This is a genomic window from Kribbella sp. VKM Ac-2571, from assembly GCF_004362255.1.
Lineage (GTDB): Bacteria > Actinomycetota > Actinomycetes > Propionibacteriales > Kribbellaceae > Kribbella > Kribbella pratensis.
Genome location: NZ_SNWS01000017.1, coordinates 38,510 through 60,653, shown reverse-complemented (window position 1 = coordinate 60,653; position 22,144 = coordinate 38,510). Strand labels below are relative to the sequence as shown.

Below are 22,144 nucleotides of genomic sequence, written 5' to 3'. Positions count from 1 at the left end.
CCCCCTCAGAAGAGCCCGCGCTGGCCCATGCGCTTGGCCAGGAAGTTGGAGCCGAAGATCAGTACGACGCCGATCAGGCCCTTGAACAGTCCGACGGCAGTCGCGTAGCTGAACGAGCCCTGGGTGATGCCGATGTAGTACACGAACGTGTCGAACACGTCCGCGACGTCACGGTTCAGCGACGTGGTCATCAGCCAGATCTGCTCGAACCCGGAGTCCATCAGGTGCCCGGACGTCAGGATCGCCATCACCACGATCGTCGGCCGGATCGCCGGCAGCGTGATGTGCCAGAACTGCCGCCACCGCCCGGCGCCGTCCACCCGCGCGGCCTCGTACAGCTGCGAGTCCACGCCCGCCAGCGCGGCCAGGTAGATGATCGTGCCCCAGCCGGTCTGTTTCCACAGCAGCTGCAGCACGATCAGCGGCCGGAACCAGTCCGCCTGCGCGACGTAGTCCGTCTTCTGCCCGCCGACCAGGCCGTGGATCCAGTTCGCGATCACGCCGAAGTCCACCGAGAACAGCAGGTAGGTGAGCGAGGCGACGATCGTCCAGGACAGGAAGTGCGGGATGTAGACCAGCGACTGCACGGACCGCTTGAGCACGTTGATCCGGAGCTCGTTCAGCAGCAGCGCGACGACGATCGGCGCCGGGAACACGAAGACGATCGTCAGCACGGCGAGCAGCAGCGTGTTGAACATCAGCCGGCCGAAGTCCGGCCCGGTGAAGAGCTCCTGGAAGTGCTTCAGCCCGACCCATTCGCTCCCCGAGTAACCGAGGAACGGCACGTAGTCCTTGAACGCGATGGTCAGGCCGTACATCGGCAGGTACTTGAACACCACGAAGTACACCAGGCCGGGCAGCAGCAGAAGGTACAGCCAGCGGTAGCGCCACAGGTCGCGGCCCAGAGATTTCGTACGGCGTCTGCGCCGCGGGGCGGACGCCGGCCGCGAAGAATCCGCGGCCGGCTGCACCACCTCAGGCACGAGGTCGGTGGCCATCGATCAGCCGCCGGCCTTGGCGGCCAGGTCGTTGACCTCCTTGACGATGTCCGTGCCACCGCTGTCGTACCAGCGCTTGATCTGCGCCTTCAACTGGTCCTCGGTGATCGCACCGGACAGGTACTTGATCCGCGCGTCCGGGATGATCGTGTCGAGCGTCTGCCCCTTCGCCACCGAGGTCGGCGCGATGATGCTGAGCGCCGGGTTGAACACCGCGGTCTTGAGGTCCTCGTTCATCAGGACGTCGAACTTCTCCCGCATCTTGCGGCTGGCCTCGTCGTTCGGCCGCAGCGCGTACGCGCCCAGCCCGACCGACGCCCGGGTGCCGAGCTGGATGAAGGCCTTGTCCACGTCGTTCTGGATCGCCTTCACTCCTGCGTCGTCCTGGTTGATCGGTACGGCGTACTTGCCGTCGGCCTTGAAGTTGCGGCCCTCGATGCCGTTGGTGAGCAGGATCGAGCCCTCCTTGGACTCGAGCTTGTTCAGCGTCTCCAGCACCTGGTCCAGCTGCTCCTCGGTGCGCACGTGCTGCTTGGAGATCGCCATCACCATGTTGTAGCCGGTGAACGGATACGAGTGTTTCTCGCCGTCCGGGCCCTTCAGGTTGCCGACCAGCGTGACCTTGTCGAAGTCCTTCGGGTTCTTCTCCTTGAACAGGTCGAGCAACTGGGTCGCCCGGACGTTCACGTCGATGATCATGCCGCCTTTGCCCTGCACGAACGGGTCGTTCCAGTTCGCGCTGTCCAGGGTGGCGAAGTCCGGGTTGACCAGGCCTTCCTTGACCCAGTTGCGCAGCCAGCGGTTCGCGGCCAGGAACTCCGGGGTGTCGAAGCCCGGGACCAGCTTGCCGTCGCGCTCACCCCAGCCGTTCGGCGCGCCGAACCAGGTCTCGATCACGTCGTACGGGCTGGCGCTGGCGTAGTTTCCCGGCCACTTCGGGATGATCAGGCCGTAGGTGTCCTTCTTGCCGTTGCCGTCGGGGTCTTTCTCCGCGAACGCCTTCGCGATCGTGTAGAGGTCCTCGACACTCTGCGGTTCCTTCAGGCCGAGCTTGGCCAGCCAGTCCTTGCGGATCACGATGCCCGAGCGCAGCAGCGGCCGGACCCGGTAGATGCCGTACGTCTTGCCGTTGGTCTGGCTGTTCTTCGCGGTCTGCTCGTTGGCCGGCTTCAGGTTCTCGTACTTGTCGAGCTTGCCGGTGAGGTCCCAGAACGCGCCGGCCTCGGCCGCCTTCACGAACGACGGACCCTTCTCGTTCACCACCATGACGTCCGGGATCTTGTCCGAGGCGAGGGTGACGTTCGACTTGTCGCCGTACTCCGCGTTCGGCACCCAGGTGATCTGGAGCTTCTTGCCGATCAGTTTCTCGACCGCCTGCTGCAGTTCGCCGTTCGGATCCGGCGCGGTGCCGAACAGCGGCGCCATCACCGTCAGTTCGGTACTGGCGGCCTGGCCGCCTTTGTCGTCGCCGCCGCCCGAGCAGGCGGAGGCGGCGAGCAGTGCTGTCGACAGTGCGGCAGCGACGGCGAGGCGCCGTTTGGAGAAGATGGTCATTGGTTCCCTTTCAGATGCAGGCGCGCGTCGTTCTCGGCGAAGAAGCGCAAGCAGAGCCAGGTGTCGAGCTGGATCCAGGCGCCGCCGGCCAGAACGAACCCGAACACCGGGAACTTCACCGACACGTAGGCGATGGACACCGCGACGAACAGCAGGACCAGGGACGACGCCGGCCGCGCGAGCGCGACCAGCGATGCCTTGGGCAACAACATGCGGATCCCGAGGTCGTAGTGCACGGCCATCGGGAGCGCGTACGCCGCGATCAGCCCGAGCACGACGAGTGCCGTGAGGCTGGCCAGGCGGGGGAGTGCGGCCCCGAGCGCGGCGAAGTACAGGTAGTTGCCGACGAGAACGACGGCAGCCGCGACCAGGGGGAGTACGACGAGCGAGCCGCGGCGGAACTCCTGGCGGAACGCGGTACGGAAAGCAGGGAAGGCGTGAAACGATTCATCGGATGACCTGCGTCTGGCCAGCGAATATGCCGCGAGAGTGGCCGGGCCGATACCCAGGGCAATTCCGCCGAGCAGCGTGAAGAGGATCCACAGGGCGTTCAGCTTGATCACCCACAGGACCTCGTCCGCAGCGTCGTACAGCTTGATGGCCCAGCCTGTTCTCATGCCGGTTCCTGCCTTGTTCCGTGGCGAAAAGTGATGTGACCGTATGGTTGAATCGTCTCAATGTCAAGGCTTGGGAAAGCGTTTGTCAGAGAGTGGTCACGGAGCTGCGCGAAGGCGGGGGTCAGGCCTGGGAGACGCGCAGGTTCGCGTATTCGCCGATCAACGGCGCCATCTGCCGCAAGCCGATCCGGCCGCCGGGCAGGGGTTGCTCGTCGTGCCAGGTGAAGCTGGGCAGGTCGTTGATCGCGAAGGTGATCTCGCCGTGCCGGACGGTCAGGCGCAGGTGGTACGGGCCGTCGGCGTCGGTCACGTCCGGGATCGGGTCGGCGCCCTGCGCGACCAGATGGAATCCGTAGCTCTTGCGCAGGTTGCAGGTGTGGAAGGCGCGCTCGGCCGGCCAGCGTCGGCGGAAGTACGAGACGTGGTAGGTGTCGAGATCGCCGTGGTGGTACTGCTCGTATGGTCCGGTGCGCGGCTGCAGGTCGAACAGATCCTCACCGTGGCGGCCCTTGGCATGGAAGAACAGGATGCACAGGCCGGGTTCACGGATCGGCCAGAAGTCCCACTCGATCGTCACGTCCGGCGGGAAGTCCTCCGGGCACCACAGCACGACGTTCGCGTCCTGCCCGTCCGCCGCCGGTCGCACACTCTCCAGGCGCAGCCGGCCGAGCGGGAACGACATCGCGCCGTCACCCTCCAACCGGAATCCGTCGAGATCGGCCGGCGACGCGAGCGGGTTCTCGTACCGGACGGTCATCAGCGCCGGCGCTTGAAGTCGCTGGACTCGCGGACGATCAGGTCCGGCTGGAAGATCACCTGACGATGCCGGTGCCGCTCGGCGGACTCGACCTCTTCCTGCAGCAGCTCCATCGCGGATCGCCCGAGCAACTCGGCCGGCTGCCGGACGGACGACAGCGGTACGGCGGCGGCGCGGGCGAAATCTATGTCGTCGTACCCGACGATCGCCATGTCCCGCGGGACCCGCAGGCCGGCGACCGCCATACCCTGCAGGAATCCGAGCGCGAGCAGGTCGTTCGCGAGGAACGCCGCGGTCGGACGCGAGCGTGCCGGCATCGCGGCGAGCTGTTCACCGATCGCGCGACCTTCGACCACACCCATCACGTCGACCTCGTAGTGCTGCAGGTCGACGTCACCCGTCTCCTCGGCGATCGCATTGATACCGGCCCTGCGGTCGGCCACCTGCTGCATCGTGAACGGCCCGCCGATAAAGGCGATCCGGCGATGGCCGGACTCGATCAGGTGGTTCCCGGCGAGACGTCCGCCGAGCTGGTCGTCGACCGACACCGAGCACAGTCCGCGGTCCGCCGTACGGTCGACGAGCACCACCGGCGTACCGCGATCGACCAGCGCGGTGAGCCGCGGATCGGTGCTGTCGAACGGCGTGATCAGGATGCCCATCACGCGCTGCTGCTCGAGCTGGTCGAGGTGATGTCCCTCGCGCACCGGGTCGGTCTTGCTGTTGCACAGCATCACCACGGTGTCGTGCTCGTACGCCAACGCCTCGGCGCCTTCGGCCAGATCGGTGAAGAACGGGTTCGTCACGTCGAGCACCACCAGCCCGACGGTTCGGCTCTTGCCGGCCCGCAGATGCCGCGCGGCCTCGTTCCGCACGAACCCGAGCGCCTGAATGCTGTCCTGCACCCGCTGGCGAGTCTCCGGCGCCACGATCCCCGGACGATTGAGGAAGTTGCTCACGGTCCCGACCGAAACCCCGGCCCGCTGCGCAACTTCCTTGATGCTGGGCGTCCCCATCGTCCCCCGTCCAGCAGCCGTCCCGGTCACCCGCAGTCTATCCAGACCCAAGTTGAATCGTCTAAATCGTCAGGACCCGCTCGGTCTGCGGCCGATAGGTTGGCGGTGTGGCTCAGACGATGCGTGGACTGTTGCCCGGGGAACTGGTGAACCGGGCGTTGGGCACTGCCGGGTCGGTGCGGTTGGCGCCCGGAATCGAAGTGCGGGACGTGTGGGACGGTGTGCCGGCGGGAGATCGCGCGGCCCTGCTGGCGGATGCCGAGGAGCAGGCGGCGGGCGAGTGGCCGGTCCTGCTGGCGAGCGACTACGCGCGGTTCCAGCGCGAGGGCGACCGCGACCGGTACGAGACGCCGTACTTCGAGCGGCGCCGGCGGATCGTCACGAGCGCGCTGGCGGCGCTGCTGACCGGTGACGAGCGGTGGGTCGCGGACGTCGTGGACGGCGTCTGGCTGGTGTGTGACGAGGCGACCTGGACTCTTCCGGCGCATGCGAGTTCGGCGGCCGCGCGGGACGAGCCGCTGCCGCGGCCGGGGGATCGGGACCTGGATCTGTTCTGTGCCGAGACCGGCGGTCTGTTGGCCTGGGTGGATCACCTGCTGGGGCCGGTGCTGGACGCCGCGACCCGGCTGCGGATCTCGGCCGAGGTCGACCAGCGGGTGCTGACGCCGTTCCTCGAGGTTCGCGACTGGCCGTGGCTGACCCGGTTCACGAACAACTGGAACCCGTGGATCCACTCGAACCTCACCGCGTGCGCTCTCCTGCTCGAACCCGATCCGGCGCGCCGCGCCCAGGTCGTCGAGCTCGTCGTGGACGGCCTCGACGTGTTCCTCGATTCCTACCCGGACGACGGTGGTTGCGACGAGGGAGCGTCGTACTGGACGCGAGCGGGCGGCTCCGTCGCGGACAGCCTGGTTCTGTTGCACGACGCGACAGCCGGGCAGCTCGACGGTTTCGGTCATCCCAAGCTGCGGCCGATCACGTCGTACCTGCCGGCCATGCACATCGACGACCGGTGGTACGTGAACTTCGCGGACTGCCCGGCGCAGCTGGCGGACCCGTCGGCGGCGTACCCGCTGTATCGGCTCGGCCTGCACACCGACGAGCCGGCAGCGCGTCAGCACGCGCGGGCGATCCGGCGTCGCGACGATCCGCTCGTACCGCGGATTCCGTCCATGCTCCGGGTGATCGGCACGCTGCTCGAGCCCGGCCTGCGGACCGAGGAGGAGGCGGTCGGCCATCGGGACATCTACCTGCCGGACACCGAGGTACTAGTGGCCCGCTCGAAGAATCTGCTCGTCGCGCTGAAGGGCGGACACAACGCCGAGTCGCACAACCACAACGACGTCGGCTCGCTGATCGTCGCGGTCGACGGCGTACCGCGCGTCATCGACCTCGGTGTCGGTACGTACACCCGGCAGACGTTCTCGGCCGATCGCTACCAGATCTTCACGATGCAGAGCGATTACCACAACCTGCCGCTGATCAACGGGTTCTCGCAGCCGCCCGGCCGCGAGTTCCAGGCGAGCGGCATGTCCGCCGAACTCGGCGACCGCACCACCTGCGAACTCGACCTGGCCCACGCCTACCCACCTGAAGCAGGCATCCGCTCGTGGCGCCGTCGGCTGGTACTGGACGAGACGATCGAACTCACCGACACCTGGGACCTGTCGGAGGCACCGACCGAGCTCGTCTGGCACCTGATCCTCAACGGCCCGGCAACCGACGAGAACGGCATCATCCGGGTCGCAGGCCTCACCATCTCGTACGACGACCACTTGGCCGCCGTACTCGAACCGCTTCCACTCACCGATCCGCGCCTGTCCGCGATCTGGGGCGATCAGGTCACGCGCCTCGTACTCACGGCCCGCCCACACCTCCTCACGCAATCGGGCGCCACCACCGTGGTGTTCACCCCGGCATAGTTGGGGAGGGTTTCTTCCCGAATCGGGACGAAACCCTCCCCAAGCCAGCTCTTCACGGCGGATGTGACTCGTGGGTAACATGGCGGGATGAGTCAGGTGCTGGGGTTGTGGGAGCGGTTGCGTGGGGTGCCGGGTGGGGAGCGGGTGTTCTCGTGGGGGTTCACCTGGAAGGCGCCGTACTTCCGGTCGGTGCGGCCGCGGTTCGTGCAGGTGAGTCCCAACTACGCGGCGTTGACGTTGCCCAAGCGGCGGGCGGTGCTGAACCACATCGGGACCGTGCATGCGATTGCCGTGTGCAACGGTCTCGAGGCGGCGATGGGGGCGTTGGCGGAGGCGACGGTGCCGGCGGGGAAGCGGTGGCTGCCGAAGGGGATGGAGGTCGCCTACCTCGCCAAGTCGACGACGGACCTGACGTGTTCGGCGGAGACCGACCCGGACACCTGGACTGCGGGGCCCGACGTACCGGTGAAGGTCAAGGCCACGCGTGACGACGGCACGGTGGTTGTCGAGGGCACGATCCACCTGTGGGTAACCTACAAGAAGTAGGGCCGCCGTACGACGTAAGGTCTCGGCGTGACTGAGCTGCGGGTGGTGCAGGTAACCGAGGAGCACTTGGACTCGGTGTGGCAGGTGCGGACGCGGTCGTTCGGGATGGGTGGTGACCGTGACGAGTGGAAGAAGACCGCGCGGTCGTTCATCGTCGACGGGCGGTACCTCGGGGTCGTCGACGGCGACGAACTGGTCGCGGCGGCGCGGGTCTGGCCGCATGAGCAGTGGTGGGGCGGGCGCCGGCTGCCGATGGGTGGTGTGGCCGGCGTTGTCGTCGCACCGGAGTACCGCGGTCGTGGGGTCGGCAGCCTGTTGATGCGCGCCGTACTCAACCTGTGCGTGGAGAAGGGCTATCCACTGACGGCGCTCTATCCGGCGACGACCGTGCTCTACCGGCACCTAGGGTACGAGTTCGCCGGAAGCCGGCACATCTACACCTTCGAGGCCGCCGATCTGCGGACCCTGGGCGGGAGTGGTACGGCGGTGCGCAAGGCGGGACGCGACGACGCGGACCTGTTCCTCGAGCTCGCCGCGAAGGCGCACGAGGCGCGACGCTCGAACGGCCCGTTGATCTGGCCGCGCGCCGAGGTCGAGTCCTGGCTCGATGACGAGAGCCTGTTCGCGTACGTCGCCGAGGACGGGTTCGTCGTCTACAAGTGGTCCGACCGCAACCTCGCGGTCGAGGAGCTCATCGCCGGCTCGGAGGAGACCGCCCGCGCTCTGTGGGCGACCGTCGGCTCCGGGGCGTCGATCGCGAAGACCGTCGAGGCATGCTGCCCGCCGTTCGATCCGATCCACCTGATGGTCGAGCACGAGGCGCAGGGCAAGTCGTGGCAGAAACGGTGGATGCTCCGGCTCGTCGACGCTCCCGCAGCCTTTGCGGAGCGGGGTTTCCCGGAGGGCGTCGTACTCGAGGCCGACCTGCGCATCGACGACCCGGAACTGCCCGCGAACACCGGCGACTGGCGCCTCTCGATCAGCAACGGATCCGCCACTCTCACCCCCGCGGAGCCATCGGGCGACGCACTCCGCCTCGGCCCGCGCGGACTGGCTGCGCTGTACGCCGGTACGCCGTTGGCCACACTGCGCGGCGCCGGACTGGTTATTGGGGGACCGTCCGTCGCCGACCCTGGGCTCGAAGCGGTGTTCAGTGGGCCTGCGCCGTACATGCTCGACGACTTCTGAGACGGCGCGTCGATTTCTGAACTCCTGACGCCTCCGACTAGGGTTGTCGAACAAACGTTCGGAGGTGGCCATGCGGGTGCTCGGCGTCGACCCGGGACTGACCCGGTGCGGCCTCGGCGTCGTCGAGGGGACCCCGGGGAAGCCGCCGGCGCTGGTCGCCGTCGGGGTGATCCGGACGCCGCCCGACCTGGACGTTTCCAAACGGCTCGTGCTGATCGAGGAGGAGCTCGACGCGTGGATCGCCCGGCACCAGCCGGACGCGGTCGCGGTCGAGCGGGTGTTCGCGCAGCACAACGTCCGGACCGTGATGGGTACGGCGCAGGCCTCGGGCGTCGCGATGGTGGTCGCGGCCCGTCGCGGGTTGCCGGTCGCCCTGCACACGCCGAGCGAGGTGAAGGCCGCGGTCACCGGGACCGGTCGCGCGGACAAGGAGCAGGTGACCACGATGGTCACCCGGATCCTCAAGCTGAGCGAGCGTCCGACGCCCGCGGACGCCGCGGACGCGCTGGCGCTGGCCATCTGTCAGGTCTGGCGCGGGGGAGTGGCAAGCAAGCTGCAGGAAGCAGCCACCAGCCGGGCCAATCTCGAGGCGACGGCGCAGGCGCAGTCACGGCTGCAGGTGGCGAGGCTGCGGGCCGCGGTGGCGGCGCAGCAGGGCAAGCGGTGAGCACGGAAATGAACGGGTTGGGAGGCTGGCGATGATCGCCTTTGTACGTGGACCGGTGGCGGCCATCGGGCTGGACAGTGCCGTGGTCGAGGTCGGCGGGATCGGCCTGCAGGTGTACTGCGACCCGGGCACGCTGGCCGGTTTGCGCCCGGGGCAGGAGGCGCGGATCGCCACGTCAATGGTGGTTCGTGAGGACTCGCTGACGCTGTACGGGTTCGCTGACGACGACGCGAAGAACCTGTTCGAGCTGTTGCAGACCGCGTCCGGTGTCGGGCCGAAGCTCGCCCAGGCCGCGCTGGCGGTGCTGAGCCCGGACCAGTTGCGGCAGGCGGTCGCGACCGAGGATCTCGCCGTACTGGTGAAGGTTCCGGGTATCGGTAAGAAGGGTGCGCAGCGGATCGTGCTCGAGCTGAAGGACAAGATCGGTGCGCCGTCCAGGACGGTGAGCGGCCGGCCGCTGCAGGCGCAGGAGGCGTGGCGCGCTCAAGTACACGCCGGTCTGGTCGGCCTGGGCTGGTCTGCCCGGGATGCCGAGGACGCGGTCACCGCCGTGTCGCCGCTCGCCGCCGACAACCCGAACCCGTCCGTTCCCGACCTGCTGCGCGCCGCGCTGCGCGTTCTTTCCAAGGCATAACGGGGGCGTAGGCGATGGAAGACAACGTTCGTCCCTTGGTCTCCGCCGACGCGGTGGACCTCGAGGAACGGAAGATCGAGTCCGCGCTGCGGCCGCGCACCCTGGCCGAGTTCGGCGGTCAGCGCCGGGTCAGCGAGCAGCTCGAGCTGGTGCTGCACGCGGCGCGTGGCCGCAACCGCACGCCGGACCACGTGCTGCTGTCCGGCCCGCCCGGCCTCGGCAAGACCACGCTCGCGATGATCATCGCCAGCGAGATGGCCGCTCCGCTGCGGGTGACCAGCGGTCCGGCGATCCAGCACGCCGGCGACCTGGCCGCGATCCTGTCCGGGCTGAGCGAGGGCGAAGTCCTGTTCCTGGACGAGATCCACCGGATGTCGCGGCCCGCGGAAGAGCTGCTGTACATGGCGATGGAGGACTTCCGGGTCGACGTGATCGTCGGCAAGGGTCCGGGCGCGACCGCGATCCCGCTCGAGATCCCGCCGTTCACCCTGGTCGGCGCGACCACGCGGGCCGGTCTGCTGCCGGGGCCGCTGCGTGACCGGTTCGGGTTCACCGGACATCTGGAGTTCTACGAGGCCGCCGAGCTGGAGAAGATCGTGAACCGGTCGGCAGCCCTGCTCGAGGTCGACATCACCCCGGAGGGCGCGATCGAGATCGCGTCCCGTTCCCGCGGTACGCCGCGGATCGCGAACCGGCTGCTCCGCCGGGTCCGCGACTACGCGGAGGTCCGCGCGGACGGCATCATCACGCTCGCCCTGTCGAAAGCGGCCCTGGATCTGTACGAGGTGGACAAGATGGGCCTCGACCGGCTGGACCGGTCGGTGCTGGACGCCCTGTGCCGCCGATTCGGCGGCGGACCGGTCGGTCTTTCCACGTTGGCGGTTGCGGTCGGCGAGGAACGTGAGACTGTGGAGGAAGTGGCCGAACCGTTCCTGGTCCGGTCGGGCTACCTGGCCCGTACGCCGCGTGGTCGTGTCGCCACGCCCGCGGCCTGGCGGCACATCGGGCTCAAGGTCCCGAAGGGCGCGACGTTCGCGGACACGCTCTTCGACTCCGATGAGGACTGAAGGAGTTCCACCTCAACTGAACACGACGACCGCCCGGGGAACCTCCGCCGGCGCCGGAACGTAGACACTGCGTAGCGACCAGTAGTGAGTAACGCAAACGTGACCCGGCGTCATGCGGCAGTTGTTGACGCGCGGCGTTAGACTCCCCGGTGGCCTGACCTCCAGGTCTTCCGCCGCGACCTGCGCACTCGCGCGGCGCACGCCTTAACCGAGCCGACGAAGGATTCTGAGACCCGATGCAACTCCTCGCCGTACCGATGGCCTCCTCCGGAGGTGGCGGCATCACGCTGCTGCTGCCGCTGATCCTGATCGTCGGAATGATCTGGTTCATGTCCCGCTCGCAGAAGAAGCAGCGCCAGCGGCAGGCGGAGACCGTCGCCTCGCTGTCGCCCGGGACGAAGGTGATCACCACCAGCGGTCTGGTGGGCATCGTCGAGGAGACCGACGACGACTACGTGACGCTGGAGATCTCCGAGGGCGTCCTGGTCCAGGTCGTCAAGGCCGCCGTCGGCCGGGTGATCCCGGAAGAGGACGCCGCCGTCGACGAGGCCGAGTCCGTCGACGAGGCCGCTACCACCGATGCCGACGAAGAGGCCGAGAAGGTCGACGTACCGGATGCGGGCAAGGCCGGTGACAAGGCCGACGGCAAGGTCCAGGACACGCCGAAGCTGCCGCCGACGCACACCGAGAACTGATTTTCCGTCCCAACGGCCTGCGGCGCGGCGTTCGGCGTCCACCTGACGGTGCGGCGCGCCCAGAAGTACAAAGGTTGAAACTGACGTGGCAACGACTTCGACATCCCGCCCCGGGCGGAGCCTGATCGGCTTGCTGGTGGTGGTGGTTCTGCTGTTCGGGATCATGGCGCTGACCAAGACCTGGAAGCCCAAGCTCGGGCTGGACCTGCGGGGCGGCACGACCATCACGCTGACCGCCAGCACGTTCGACGGCACCGGCAAGGTCACCGCCGACCAGCTGAACGAGGCCAAGAACATCATCGGCCAGCGGGTCAACGGCGCGGGTGTCGCCGAGTCCGACATCACCACCTCCGGCGCGAACCACATCAACGTGGCCGTTCCGGGCGCCACGAAGGAATCCCTGGTGTCGCAGGTCGGCCAGACCGCGTTGCTCTACTTCCGGGTCGTGTACGCCTCGGACGCCGCCGCGTCGCAGCCGACGACGACCCCGACGCCGACGACGACGCCGAAGCCGGGCACCACGCCGAAGCCCAGCACGACGCCGAAGCCGAGCACGAAGGTGACTCCGAGCGCCACGATCAAGCCGACCAGCACGCCGAACGGCCGGGCCTGGTCGAGCGCGCTGGGCGGAGCGACGCCGACGCCGACCCCGAAGGCCAGTACGACGCCGACCGCGAAGCCGAGTGCCACTCCGTCGGCAACCCCGTCGACGCCGTCGACGCCGGCCACCGGGGGCAACGGGCTGGACTACACCCCGGACGCGGCCACGCAGGCGGCGTTCGCGACGTTCAAGTGCGGTGACAAGCAGGTCGACAACCCGAACACGGCGATCTTCTCCTGCAACCGCGAAGGCACCGCCAAGTACCTGCTCGGCCCGGCGATCCTGAACGGCACCGACCTGTCGGACGCCTCCGCCGGCATCCCGCAGAACGGCCTGCAATGGCAGGTGAACCTGAAGTTCACCGGTGAGGGCGGCGACAAGTTCCTCGCGGCCACCACGGCGATCTCCAAGCGCGGCCAGGGCCAGAACCTGTTCGCGATCGTGCTCGACGGCGAGACCATCTCGACCCCGAGCGTGGACAGCCCGATCCCGGGCGGCCAGGCGCAGATCACCGGTACCTTCACCGAGGCCGAGGCCCGCGACCTGGCGAACGTGCTGAAGTACGGCGCGCTGCCGATCAAGTTCGACATCTCCTCGGTCGAGACCGTGTCGCCGCAGCTCGGTGGCGACCAGCTCTCCGCCGGTATCTGGGCCGGCCTCGCCGGTCTGGCGCTGGTCGTCGTGTTCTGCTTCCTGTACTACCGCGGCCTCGGCATCGTCGTGGTGCTCTCGCTCGCGGCCGCCGGCATCCTCACCGGAACCCTGGTGATCCTGCTCGGCAAGGCGATCGGCTTCACGCTGACGCTGGCCGGTATCGCCGGTCTGATCGTGGCCGTCGGTATCACCGCGGACTCGTTCATCATCTACTTCGAACGACTGCGCGACGAGGTCCGCGAGGGCCGCAGCCTGCGCTCCTCGGTGGAGACCGGCTGGGCCCGCGCCAAGCACACGATCATCGCCGCCGACTCGATCTCGCTGCTCGCCGCGCTGGTGCTGTACGTGCTGGCGATCGGCAGCGTCCGCGGCTTCGCGTTCACGCTCGGCCTGACCACGCTGATCGACCTGGTCGTGGTGTTCCTGTTCACCAAGCCGGTGGTCACACTGCTCGCCCGGACGGACTTCTTCGGCCACGGGCACAAGCTGTCCGGACTGGATCCGGAGCATCTGGGCGTCGAACGACTGCCCGGACAGACGAAACCGTCGGCCCGCCGGCCGCGGAAGACGCCGTCGACGCGCAAGCCGGTCGGAGGGGAGGTCTGATGTCGAAGCTCGGAGCGATCGGTGCCAAGCTGCACCGCGGTGAGGTTTCCTACGACTTCATCGGCCACCGCAAGTTCTGGTTCAGCCTCTCGGCGGTCCTGGTCATCATCTCGCTGGCGGGCCTGTTCGTCCGCGGTCTTGCGCTCGGTATCGAGTTCAAGGGCGGCGTCGAGTACGAGGCCAAGGTCAAGGTCACCGACCACACCGTGCAGGACTTCGGTGACGCGGTGAAGGCGACCAACGCCAAGGACCTCGGCGACCCGGTCGTCACTACGATCAACAACGAGAAGGTCCGGGTCCAGACCAAGCCGCTGGCCCAGAACGACATCGGCACGGTGCGCGCGGCGATCGCCAAGGAGGCCGGTATCCCGGCCGAACAGGTCACCTCGCAGCAGATCGGCGCGTCCTGGGGCAAGCAGATCGCCGACAAGGCGATCCTGGCGCTGGTCGTGTTCCTGGTCGCCGTGTTCGCGGTGATCTGGCTGTACTTCCGCGAAGCCAAGGCGTCGATGGCCGCGATCGTCGCGCTGATCCACGACGTCACGATCACGGTCGGTCTGTACGCGCTGATCGGCTTCGACGTCACGCCGGCGACGGTGATCGGCGTACTGACGATCCTCGGTTACTCGCTGTACGACACCGTCGTGGTGTTCGACAAGGTCCGCGAGAACACCCGCGGCATCACCGGGTCGAACCGCTACACGTACTCGGACGCGACCAACCTCGCCGTGAACCAGACCGTGGTCCGGTCGATCAACACCACGGTCACCGCACTGCTCCCGATCGGCGCGATCCTGGTCGTCGGTACGGCGGTGCTCGGCACCGGCCCGCTCAAGGACCTGTCGCTGGCGTTGTTCGTCGGTGTCGCGATCGGTGCGTACTCGTCGATCTTCATCGCGCCGTCGCTGCTCGCGGTCTTCAAGGAGCGCGAGCCGGGCATGCAGGCGCTGAACAAGCGGGTGACCGCCAAGAAGGCGCAGATCGCTGCCGCTGCCGCCGCTCCGGTCGGTGTGGCCACGGCCGGCGCCCCGGCGGGTGCCGCTGCGCGTTCCGACGTACAGGACACACCTCGGAAGGCGGACCGGGCGACCGGGTCGGCTCCGACGCCGTCGTCGCGGCCGATGAAGGCCACGGCCGCGGGGCGTCCGCAGCCGACGCGCAAGCCGCGGTCGAAGCGCGGTAAGTGATGCGGTCGCTCGAGCAGGTGCTCACGGACGGTATCCGCGACATCCCGGACTACCCGCAGGCAGGGGTGGTGTTCAAGGACATCACCCCGCTGCTGGCCGATCACACCGGCTTCGGCCAGGTCGTGGAGGCGCTGGCGGCGGCGGGGACGGACGACGACGGGCGGCCGATCGTCGACAAGGTGGTCGGGATCGAGGCGCGTGGATTCATCCTGGCGGCCCCGGTCGCGCTCGCGCTCGGCGCCGGGTTCGTGCCGGTGCGCAAGAAGGGGAAGTTGCCGGCGGCGACGTACGAGGAGTCGTACGCGCTGGAGTACGGCGAGGCGACGATCGAGGTGCACCAGGACGCGTTCGCGCCGGGTGACCGCGTCCTCGTCATCGACGACGTCCTGGCCACCGGCGGCACGGTCGAGGCCTGCCTGCGGCTGATCCGCCGCTGCGGTGCCGAGGTCCTCGGAACGGCGGTCCTCCTCGAACTCTCGTTCCTTCCGGGCCGCAAACGCCTCCAAGGCGAAACTCTCAGCGCCCTCGTCACGGTCTGAATTCGGGCAAACTCTCCGTCGCCGTCGGGTTACCCGGCGTGTTGTCCACAGGCGGTTCTGCCTCGTTCGACACTGGCCTCTAGACTGGTGGCCTGTCGGCGGAGGGACACAACGTGGGCGAAGACCCGGCGATGACATCTGCGGTGCCGGATGCCGTACCGCAGGAGCCGCCGCGCGCGCCGTCGCCGGTGCGCCCGGCTCCCGTGTCGCCGCCGCCTGCGACCCAACCGCCGCGGATCGCACCGGCCCGGGTCCGCGCCCGGCTCGCCCGCCTCGGCGGCACCCGGCACCCGAACCGGGCGCCGATGCTCGAGCCGCTGTTCCGGGTGGTCCGCGCGACCCACCCGAAGGCCGATCTCGGCATGATCGAGCGCGCCTACCGGACCGCCGAGAAGTACCACACCGGCCAGATGCGCAAGAGCGGCGACGCGTACATCACGCATCCGCTCGCGGTCGCCACCATCCTCGCCGAGCTCGGTATGACCGCGACCACGCTGTGCGCCGCGCTGCTCCACGACACCGTCGAGGACACGCCGTACACGGTCGAGGACCTGACCCGCGACTTCGGCGAAGAGATCGCCATGCTGGTCGACGGCGTCACCAAGCTCGACAAGGTGCGGTACGGCGAGTCCGCGCAGGCCGAGACGATCCGCAAGATGGTCGTCGCGATGTCCAAGGACATCCGGGTGCTGGTCATCAAGCTGGCCGACCGGCTGCACAACATGCGCACGCTCGGCTCGCTGCGCCAGGAGAAGCAGGAGCGGATCGCCCGCGAGACGCTGGAGATCTACGCCCCGCTGGCGCACCGGCTCGGTATGAACACGATCAAGTGGGAGCTCGAGGACCTCGCGTTCTCGACCCTGCACCCGAAGGTGTACGACGAGATCGTCCGGCTGGTCGCCGAGCGCGCGCCGTCCCGCGACGAGTACCTGGCGACCGTGATCGACCAGGTGCACGAGGACCTGCGACTCGCCAAGGTGAAGGCGACGGTCACCGGCCGTCCGAAGCACTACTACTCGATCTACCAGAAGATGATCGTCCGCGGCCGCGAGTTCGGCGACATCTACGACCTGGTCGGCATCCGGGTCCTGGTCGAGTCGGTCCGCGACTGCTACGCCGCCCTGGGCATCATGCACGCGCGCTGGAACCCGGTCCCCGGCCGGTTCAAGGACTACATCGCGATGCCGAAGTTCAACATGTACCAGTCGCTGCACACCACGGTGATCGGGCCGCAGGGCAAGCCGGTGGAGCTGCAGATCCGGTCGTTCTCCATGCACCGCCGCGCGGAGTACGGCATCGCCGCGCACTGGAAGTACAAGGAGGACCCGTCCTCGGTCGCGCCGGCCACGCCGAGCACCGAGATCGGCGGGCCGAACGACATGCCGTGGGTGCGGCAGCTCGTCGACTGGCAGCGGGAGACCTCCGACCCGTCGGAGTTCCTCGACTCGCTGCGGTTCGAGATCAACAACGCCGAGGTCTACGTCTTCACCCCGCGCGGCGACGTGATGTCGCTGCCGACCGGGTCGTCGCCCGTCGACTTCGCGTACGCCGTGCACACCGAGGTCGGCCACCGCTGTATCGGTGCCCGCGTCAACGGGCGTCTGGTGCCGCTGGAGAGCACCCTCGAGAACGGTGACGTCGTCGAGGTCTTCACCTCGAAGGCGCAGGGCGCGGGCCCGTCGCGGGACTGGCTCACGTTCGTCAAGAGTCCGCGTGCGCGCAACAAGATCAAGCACTGGTTCTCCAAGGAGCGCCGCGACGAGGCGATCGAGCACGGCAAGGACGCGATCGCGAAGCAGCTCCGCAAGGAGGGCCTGCCGCTGCAGCGCCTGCTGTCGCACGAGACCCTGACCGCCGTCGCGAACTCCCTGCGGTACCCGGACGTCACCGGTCTGTACGCCGCTGTCGGCGAGCAGCACGTGAGCGCGCAGGCCGTCGTACGGCGTCTTATCGAGACGTACGGCGGCGAGGAGGGTGCGGCCGAGGACCTCGCCGAGGGCATGCGGCTGCCGGCCACCAAGGAGCGGCGGAAGCGCACCGCGCGCGGCGACGCCGGTGTCATCGTCAAGGGCGCGACCGACGTGCTGTCGAAACTGGCCCGGTGCTGTACGCCGGTGCCGGGTGACGAGATCATCGGCTGGATCACCCGCGGCGCGGGCGTCTCGGTGCACCGGGCCGACTGCGCGAACGTGGAGAACCTGAAGACCCAGCCCGAGCGCATCGTCGAGGTCGAGTGGGCGCCGACGGCGCAGTCCGTCTTCCTGGTCGCGATCCAGGTCGAGGCGCTGGACCGGGCCCGCCTGCTGTCGGACATCACGCGGGTGCTGTCGGACTACCACGTGAACATCCTGTCCGCGGCCCTCACCACCACCCGCGACCGCATCGCCAAGTCCCGCTTCACCTTCGAAATGGGCGACCCGACCCATCTCGGCCACGTCCTGAAGGCAGTCCGCTCCGTAGAGGGCGTCTTCGACGTCTACCGCGTCACCCAGTAGGTCCTCCCGGCCGTTTGTGCGGCCGGGGGACACTGCGGGGTATGAGGCGTGTCGGGCGGCGGGAGTTGTTGATCGCGGGTGCGGGACTGCTGGTCGGGTGCAGTGATTCCTCGGCGCAGAACCAGCCGAGTGCAACACCTTCTACGCCTTCACCGACTCCTTCATCGCCTCCTACGTTGACGCCTTCGTTGAGGCCTGGTTCCCCGCCTGCTGTTGCCCTGCCCTCCGTGCAGAGCTGGACGGCGGGGCCGGGGGAGATCCGGCCTGAGGTGAAGCGGCTCGCGGTGGCGGCGGTGGTGAAGTTGTTGCGGCCGACGGATACGCGGGCTGTGGTCGAGGTGATCGACGCGCAGTACGGCGGGATTCTGAGTGACTCGGCCAGCGTGCTGGTGCCGTGCCGCGTGTACTCGATCAGGCAGAACCGTTTGATCAGCGGTGGCACGACGGTCGACGTACGGCTGAGCAAGTCGTCGCAGGGGACGTGGCGGGTGACCGCGACGCACCCGGCCCAACCCGGAGCGCCGGTTGCGAGCCTGTCGGCCGCCGCCCGGCAGGTGCTGGCCAGCGAGCAGATCTTGTTGCCGCCGGCATCCGCCGCGGACATCCGCTCCGGGCAGGTGCATGACAGCGTGCTCACCACGATGCTCGAGCTCGCGAAGACCTATCGGATCGGCGTCAGCGTGATCCGCTCCGGCCACCCCACCAACGTGTTCGGCACCGATCGCCCGAGCGATCACCCCCGCGGCCGCGCGTTCGACACCTGGCAGATCGACGGCCACCCGGTCGTGTCGCCGTCAACATCCCACTCGCTCATCACGTCGTACATGCGCGCCGCCGTGTCCCTGGGCTCCTACAACGTAGGCGGCCCCTACCAACTCTCCGGTACGGCGTACTTCTCCGACCAAACCCACCACGACCACATCCACACCGGCTTCCGCAGCTAAGGCCTAGTCCCATTCCCAGGTGATTCCTACTGTGCCGGGGTCTGCGGAGGCTTCGATGACGTGGACTCGGCCGTCGGGGGTGAGCATCAGGTCGCGGTGGACCAGGTTCGGGCCGGAGGTGTGGCGACGGCGGATCTCGTGGACGCGGACCGGCAGCGCGGCACGGTCGAACTGCACCTCCAGCACGTAATGCATCCCGCCCCACTCGCTGAACCGCTGGTACTCCGTCGACGGCAGCCCGGTGCGGTCCTCGATCTCGTAGTGCACGACGGCCGTCTCGCCGACAGCGAGGACGCGGTCGAGGAGCAGCTCCCCGAGCATCGCGCCGGCTTCGGGCGAGCGGGCGATCCGCCCGGTCCGGCAACCACTCAACGCCCGCAAGGCCAGTTGCTCGGCGTCGCAGCCCGGCTCGCCCTGGTGCGCGATGATCAGCCGATCCACCGGCTGTACGGCGACCACGCTCTGGATTACCCGCCGGCTGTGCGCGCTCCGATCCGCGCCCAGCCGGACCTCTTCGAGCACTGTCACGTTGCGCAGCCGGCCGTGGGCGTCGCGACGGAGCCGATCGAGCAGCCGGGTGAGCGCCTCGGCGTAGTCGACAACGGCGTACGGCTGCGGCGCCGTTTCCGGCTCGGTCCGCGCCGGAGGGATGCGCCCGGTCAGCCAGCCGGGCGGCACCTGCAAGAGCTCTTCTAGCGCCGTGACGGTCGCCAGCGAATCCTCGCAGGGGACCCGGCGGCCGCTCTGCCAGGTGCTGAGCGTCGCGACCCCGACGTGCAGCCCGCGGTCGGCCAGATGGGTCCGGATCCGGTTGAGGGCCAGCCCGCGGCGGGCGATCGCCTGCCGCAGTGCCTCCGCGAACGACGCCTCCGGAGTCACCGCACGGACTTCGACCGGCTTGATCATGGGCCCACGCTCCTTCAGGGCAGCAGTGTAAACATTCACAGCACCCGCTGACACTGCCTCGTCACGCATCGTTCACGCGCCGTTGCCGTTCACACCTCGGATCCGAGTTCTTGCCGGGCCGCGGTCCCGTCCCGACGATGGACCTCGCCCACCCCGCAGTACCTCTCGAAGGAGGACTCATGCGCAGGCTCCGCCCGCCTCGTCGCAGCTGGTCGTTGCTTCTGGCCACGATCCTCGGTCTGGTGACGTTGGCGCCGCTCGCCCCGCCGGCCTCGGCCGCACCCAGCAGCTACTACCTGAACGTCACCGGCCAGGCCCAGCAGAAGTCGAACTGGTGCTGGGCCGCGAGCGGCAACAGCATCGCCGCGTTCTACGGCCGCTCGTACTCGCAGAACCAGTTCTGCAACCTTGCCTTCGGCTACTCGATGAACAGCACCTGCCCGAACAACCAGGCCACGCTCGGCAACGACCAGATCGCCTTCCGGGCGATCGGGATCAGCGCCGGCAGCTACGTCTCGTCCACGCTCGGCTTCAGCACGCTCGTCACCGAGATCGCCGCCGGCCGTCCGGTGATGACGCGGATCGGCTGGACCTCGGGCGGCGGCCACATGATGGACATCATCGGGTACGACGCATCCGACTCGACCATCGAGTACTACAACCCGTGGCCGGACGACCCGCGCTACAACTACTCGTCCTACAACTGGTACCGGTCCAACTCGCAATTCACCTGGACGCATTCCCTGTACCGGATCGGAGCCTGACATGCGCCGCCCGAAGAACGTCCTGCTCCGCTGCGCCGCCGTACTCGCCGCTGGTATCGGTTTCACCTTCGCTGCCGCCGGTCTTGCCGCTGCGGCGGGTCCGCAGCCGGTCGCTCCGACGGAGTTGTCCAAGGCAACCAATGCTGCGCGTTCGTCCGAGGCGCTGAACCTGCTGGGCAAGGCCGGAGGTACGGCGAAGGCCGCCGCGAGTGTCGCGCGGGACACGCAGCCGATCTACGCGCTCAACCCTGCCTTCGTGCGTGACGCTTCGGCTCCGGTCGCGACCTTCTGGTACGCCGCAACCACCGCGGCACAAGGCGGCCGGACGTTGACCGTCTTCACCACGCCCGATGCGAAGGGCGCCTGGCACGCAGTCAACGTGGCCTCCGGCAACACCGAGGCGCGGATGGTGTCGGCCGCCGCGGGAGCACTCGTCTTCACCGAGCCCCAGCTCGGCGCCTGGTACGCCCTCTCCGGCACGCAGGTGCGACCGCTCAACCAGCCGGCCATCAAGTCGATCGGCACCAAGCCGATCAGCGTCACGGCCTACCAGGAACTAGTCTCCGCCCGCTACTCCGACAAGTTGCCCGGCACCCACTACAACGACGTCGGCATGGCCGGCGGCTACGACCCCACCACCTCAGCAACCGCCACCGCCCAGGTATCCCCTTCCAACCACCTCCTGCTGATCACCACTTCCGCTGGCGTACTCGCACTCGCCCTCCTACTACTCACCCGCCGCCACACCCTCAAGACCCACTACAACGACTAACCCCTCCGATCCGCCCCGCCGGCCCGCCGCACCAATCCATCGGTGCGGCGGGCCGTCACCAGCGGCGGGGGAGGCGGGGCTGTTGACAGAGAAAGGCGCCAACGGCCAGCTCCAAGGCTGGGTAGGAGCCCCAGAGGTCGGTTCGGCGGATGGAGATGATGTGCCAGCCCAAGGCGTCCAGTTCCGTACGGCGGGTTTCGTCTTTCAGTTGTTGTTTGGTTGACGAGTGCCTTTGGTCGCTGTCGTATTCCAGTCCGAGCCGTCGCCCGTCCACCGGCAGATCCGGATATCCCAGGTCCAACCGGTACGTCCGGCCGTTGCCCTCGACGGGGACCTGGAGTTCGGGGCGGGGAAAGCGGGCGTCGAACAGTCGTAACCGGAGCCAGGATTCACCTGGTGACTCAGCACGTCCGTCGGCGATCCGGAGGAGCTGGGCGGCTTGTGAGGTGCTGTCCGCGCCGAAGTAGGCGGCTGATGCAGTCGTGAGGTCGCTCATCGGCATGCCGCCATGGAGCAGGCCGTCCACTGCCGACAACGCGAAGGGCCTTGGAAGGTGTTTGGCCAGCTCGATCGCCGTAGCAGCCGGCGTGGCGACCCTCAGCCCGTGGACCTCCACGGCTTGGCGTTCGGCGAACGTCCATTCGGGACGGAACGGCTCGGGGCTGAGTGCTGTGGTGTCGATGCCGTGGAGCCAAGCTGCAGCACGTCCGCACACGGTGGCATTCGGCGGTACGACGAGGCGCAGCGCGTCAGCGCGCAGCTCGACCGTGTCCGGCACGCGCACGTCAACGTAGAGCCCGGCGATCAGCTGGCGGATCTCGCCGCGTGCCAGGAGCCATTGGAGTTTGCGCCCGACCTGGTGGGCGCGGAACGGGAGGCCGTTCCAGTAGATCGGGAGTTCCGCGGGAAGCATCCCAGCAGGATGACTGATTCTCCGTTTTCGTGCCTGGAGTTGTCCACAGGGGGTGAGGTCTTGACAACGGGGTGGGGTGGGTTGCCTCCTTGCAGGAGGCAA

General features: G+C 68.2%; 21 protein-coding genes. 14 read left to right on the top strand and 7 right to left on the bottom strand.

Going from position 1 to position 22,144, the window contains the following annotated elements; translation table 11 throughout:
- Nucleotides 1–5: 5 nt before the first annotated feature.
- The 5 genes from EV651_RS31425 to EV651_RS31405 all read right to left on the bottom strand — a co-directional run bounded on the left by EV651_RS31425 (nucleotide 6) and on the right by EV651_RS31405 (nucleotide 4,942).
- Complete coding sequence (locus EV651_RS31425; protein ID WP_133788890.1) at nucleotides 6–998, bottom strand: sugar ABC transporter permease; 993 nt, start codon at nucleotides 996–998, stop codon at nucleotides 6–8.
- A 3-nt stretch (nucleotides 999–1,001) separates the two neighbouring features.
- The gene (locus EV651_RS31420) at nucleotides 1,002–2,552 is read right to left on the bottom strand and encodes an extracellular solute-binding protein (RefSeq protein WP_133788889.1); all 1,551 of its coding nucleotides are present in this window, start codon (nucleotides 2,550–2,552) and stop codon (nucleotides 1,002–1,004) included.
- Complete coding sequence (locus EV651_RS31415; RefSeq protein ID WP_133788888.1) at nucleotides 2,549–3,169, bottom strand: YesL family protein; 621 nt, start codon at nucleotides 3,167–3,169, stop codon at nucleotides 2,549–2,551. Before EV651_RS31415 ends, EV651_RS31420 begins: the two co-directional genes overlap by 4 nt.
- A gap of 121 nt (nucleotides 3,170–3,290) precedes the next feature.
- Nucleotides 3,291–3,926, bottom strand: a complete 636-nt coding sequence (locus EV651_RS31410) for a DUF1961 family protein (RefSeq protein ID WP_133788887.1) — start codon at nucleotides 3,924–3,926, stop codon at nucleotides 3,291–3,293.
- Nucleotides 3,926–4,942 carry a LacI family DNA-binding transcriptional regulator gene (locus EV651_RS31405; RefSeq protein WP_133788886.1) on the bottom strand — a complete coding sequence of 339 codons (1,017 nt, stop codon included), beginning with the start codon at nucleotides 4,940–4,942 and terminating at the stop codon, nucleotides 3,926–3,928. The genes EV651_RS31410 and EV651_RS31405 overlap by 1 nt, the downstream gene beginning before the upstream one ends.
- A 107-nt stretch (nucleotides 4,943–5,049) precedes the next feature.
- Between EV651_RS31405 and EV651_RS31400 the strand changes: the two genes are divergently transcribed.
- From EV651_RS31400 to EV651_RS31345, 12 genes are all read left to right on the top strand, one after another.
- Complete coding sequence (locus tag EV651_RS31400; RefSeq protein ID WP_133788885.1) at nucleotides 5,050–6,864, top strand: heparinase II/III family protein; 1,815 nt, start codon at nucleotides 5,050–5,052, stop codon at nucleotides 6,862–6,864.
- 87 nt (nucleotides 6,865–6,951) lie between these two features.
- Entirely contained in the window at nucleotides 6,952–7,410 is a 459-nt protein-coding gene (locus EV651_RS31395; RefSeq protein WP_133788884.1) for a hotdog fold domain-containing protein, read from the top strand.
- Between the two features lie 27 nt (nucleotides 7,411–7,437).
- Entirely contained in the window at nucleotides 7,438–8,598 is a 1,161-nt protein-coding gene (gene eis, locus EV651_RS31390; RefSeq protein ID WP_238157307.1) for an enhanced intracellular survival protein Eis, read from the top strand.
- Between the two features lie 70 nt (nucleotides 8,599–8,668).
- Nucleotides 8,669–9,265, top strand: coding sequence for a crossover junction endodeoxyribonuclease RuvC (ruvC, locus tag EV651_RS31385; protein WP_133789002.1), 597 nt, complete (start codon nucleotides 8,669–8,671; stop codon nucleotides 9,263–9,265).
- A 31-nt stretch (nucleotides 9,266–9,296) separates the two neighbouring features.
- Nucleotides 9,297–9,899, top strand: coding sequence for a Holliday junction branch migration protein RuvA (ruvA, locus tag EV651_RS31380; RefSeq protein WP_133788883.1), 603 nt, complete (start codon nucleotides 9,297–9,299; stop codon nucleotides 9,897–9,899).
- A gap of 14 nt (nucleotides 9,900–9,913) precedes the next feature.
- Entirely contained in the window at nucleotides 9,914–10,966 is a 1,053-nt protein-coding gene (gene ruvB, locus EV651_RS31375) for a Holliday junction branch migration DNA helicase RuvB (protein WP_133788882.1), read from the top strand.
- A 236-nt stretch (nucleotides 10,967–11,202) separates the two neighbouring features.
- On the top strand, nucleotides 11,203–11,661 hold the full coding sequence (yajC, locus tag EV651_RS31370; protein WP_133788881.1) for a preprotein translocase subunit YajC: 459 nt from the start codon (nucleotides 11,203–11,205) through the stop codon (nucleotides 11,659–11,661).
- An 85-nt stretch (nucleotides 11,662–11,746) separates the two neighbouring features.
- Nucleotides 11,747–13,522, top strand: coding sequence for a protein translocase subunit SecD (gene secD, locus EV651_RS31365; RefSeq protein WP_133788880.1), 1,776 nt, complete (start codon nucleotides 11,747–11,749; stop codon nucleotides 13,520–13,522).
- Nucleotides 13,522–14,709 carry a protein translocase subunit SecF gene (secF, locus tag EV651_RS31360; protein ID WP_133788879.1) on the top strand — a complete coding sequence of 396 codons (1,188 nt, stop codon included), beginning with the start codon at nucleotides 13,522–13,524 and terminating at the stop codon, nucleotides 14,707–14,709. Before secD ends, secF begins: the two co-directional genes overlap by 1 nt.
- Complete coding sequence (locus tag EV651_RS31355) at nucleotides 14,709–15,248, top strand: adenine phosphoribosyltransferase (protein WP_133788878.1); 540 nt, start codon at nucleotides 14,709–14,711, stop codon at nucleotides 15,246–15,248. Before secF ends, EV651_RS31355 begins: the two co-directional genes overlap by 1 nt.
- 131 nt (nucleotides 15,249–15,379) lie before the next feature.
- The gene (locus EV651_RS31350) at nucleotides 15,380–17,743 is read left to right on the top strand and encodes a bifunctional (p)ppGpp synthetase/guanosine-3',5'-bis(diphosphate) 3'-pyrophosphohydrolase (RefSeq protein ID WP_238157306.1); all 2,364 of its coding nucleotides are present in this window, start codon (nucleotides 15,380–15,382) and stop codon (nucleotides 17,741–17,743) included.
- 227 nt (nucleotides 17,744–17,970) lie between these two features.
- Nucleotides 17,971–18,687, top strand: coding sequence for a hypothetical protein (locus EV651_RS31345; protein ID WP_238157305.1), 717 nt, complete (start codon nucleotides 17,971–17,973; stop codon nucleotides 18,685–18,687).
- 3 nt (nucleotides 18,688–18,690) lie between these two features.
- Here EV651_RS31345 and EV651_RS31340 read toward each other — a convergent pair whose 3' ends face one another.
- Nucleotides 18,691–19,593 (bottom strand): hypothetical protein, encoded by a 903-nt coding sequence (locus EV651_RS31340; protein ID WP_133788876.1) that lies wholly within the window; start codon nucleotides 19,591–19,593, stop codon nucleotides 18,691–18,693.
- A gap of 179 nt (nucleotides 19,594–19,772) precedes the next feature.
- Between EV651_RS31340 and EV651_RS31335 the strand changes: the two genes are divergently transcribed.
- Nucleotides 19,773–20,357, top strand: a complete 585-nt coding sequence (locus EV651_RS31335; protein ID WP_133788875.1) for a papain-like cysteine protease family protein — start codon at nucleotides 19,773–19,775, stop codon at nucleotides 20,355–20,357.
- Between the two features lies 1 nt (nucleotide 20,358).
- Nucleotides 20,359–21,129 carry a hypothetical protein gene (locus EV651_RS31330; RefSeq protein WP_133788874.1) on the top strand — a complete coding sequence of 257 codons (771 nt, stop codon included), beginning with the start codon at nucleotides 20,359–20,361 and terminating at the stop codon, nucleotides 21,127–21,129.
- A 55-nt stretch (nucleotides 21,130–21,184) separates the two neighbouring features.
- Here EV651_RS31330 and EV651_RS31325 read toward each other — a convergent pair whose 3' ends face one another.
- Nucleotides 21,185–22,042 carry a hypothetical protein gene (locus EV651_RS31325; protein ID WP_133788873.1) on the bottom strand — a complete coding sequence of 286 codons (858 nt, stop codon included), beginning with the start codon at nucleotides 22,040–22,042 and terminating at the stop codon, nucleotides 21,185–21,187.
- Between the last annotated feature and the right edge of the window lie 102 nt (nucleotides 22,043–22,144).

Excerpts from the sequence above, each read along its gene's own strand:
- EV651_RS31425 (WP_133788890.1), bottom strand. The coding sequence starts at position 998 with ATGGCCACCGACCTCGTGCCTGAGGTGGTGCAGCCGGCCGCGGATTCT.
- EV651_RS31420 (WP_133788889.1), bottom strand. The coding sequence starts at position 2,552 with ATGACCATCTTCTCCAAACGGCGCCTCGCCGTCGCTGCCGCACTGTCG.
- EV651_RS31415 (WP_133788888.1), bottom strand. The coding sequence starts at position 3,169 with ATGAGAACAGGCTGGGCCATCAAGCTGTACGACGCTGCGGACGAGGTC.
- EV651_RS31410 (WP_133788887.1), bottom strand. The coding sequence starts at position 3,926 with ATGACCGTCCGGTACGAGAACCCGCTCGCGTCGCCGGCCGATCTCGAC.
- EV651_RS31405 (WP_133788886.1), bottom strand. The coding sequence starts at position 4,942 with ATGGGGACGCCCAGCATCAAGGAAGTTGCGCAGCGGGCCGGGGTTTCG.
- EV651_RS31395 (WP_133788884.1), top strand. The coding sequence starts at position 6,952 with ATGAGTCAGGTGCTGGGGTTGTGGGAGCGGTTGCGTGGGGTGCCGGGT.
- ruvC (WP_133789002.1), top strand. The coding sequence starts at position 8,669 with ATGCGGGTGCTCGGCGTCGACCCGGGACTGACCCGGTGCGGCCTCGGC.
- ruvA (WP_133788883.1), top strand. The coding sequence starts at position 9,297 with ATGATCGCCTTTGTACGTGGACCGGTGGCGGCCATCGGGCTGGACAGT.
- ruvB (WP_133788882.1), top strand. The coding sequence starts at position 9,914 with ATGGAAGACAACGTTCGTCCCTTGGTCTCCGCCGACGCGGTGGACCTC.
- yajC (WP_133788881.1), top strand. The coding sequence starts at position 11,203 with ATGCAACTCCTCGCCGTACCGATGGCCTCCTCCGGAGGTGGCGGCATC.
- secF (WP_133788879.1), top strand. The coding sequence starts at position 13,522 with ATGTCGAAGCTCGGAGCGATCGGTGCCAAGCTGCACCGCGGTGAGGTT.
- EV651_RS31355 (WP_133788878.1), top strand. The coding sequence starts at position 14,709 with ATGCGGTCGCTCGAGCAGGTGCTCACGGACGGTATCCGCGACATCCCG.
- EV651_RS31350 (WP_238157306.1), top strand. The coding sequence starts at position 15,380 with ATGACATCTGCGGTGCCGGATGCCGTACCGCAGGAGCCGCCGCGCGCG.
- EV651_RS31340 (WP_133788876.1), bottom strand. The coding sequence starts at position 19,593 with ATGATCAAGCCGGTCGAAGTCCGTGCGGTGACTCCGGAGGCGTCGTTC.
- EV651_RS31335 (WP_133788875.1), top strand. The coding sequence starts at position 19,773 with ATGCGCAGGCTCCGCCCGCCTCGTCGCAGCTGGTCGTTGCTTCTGGCC.
- EV651_RS31330 (WP_133788874.1), top strand. The coding sequence starts at position 20,359 with ATGCGCCGCCCGAAGAACGTCCTGCTCCGCTGCGCCGCCGTACTCGCC.
- EV651_RS31325 (WP_133788873.1), bottom strand. The coding sequence starts at position 22,042 with ATGCTTCCCGCGGAACTCCCGATCTACTGGAACGGCCTCCCGTTCCGC.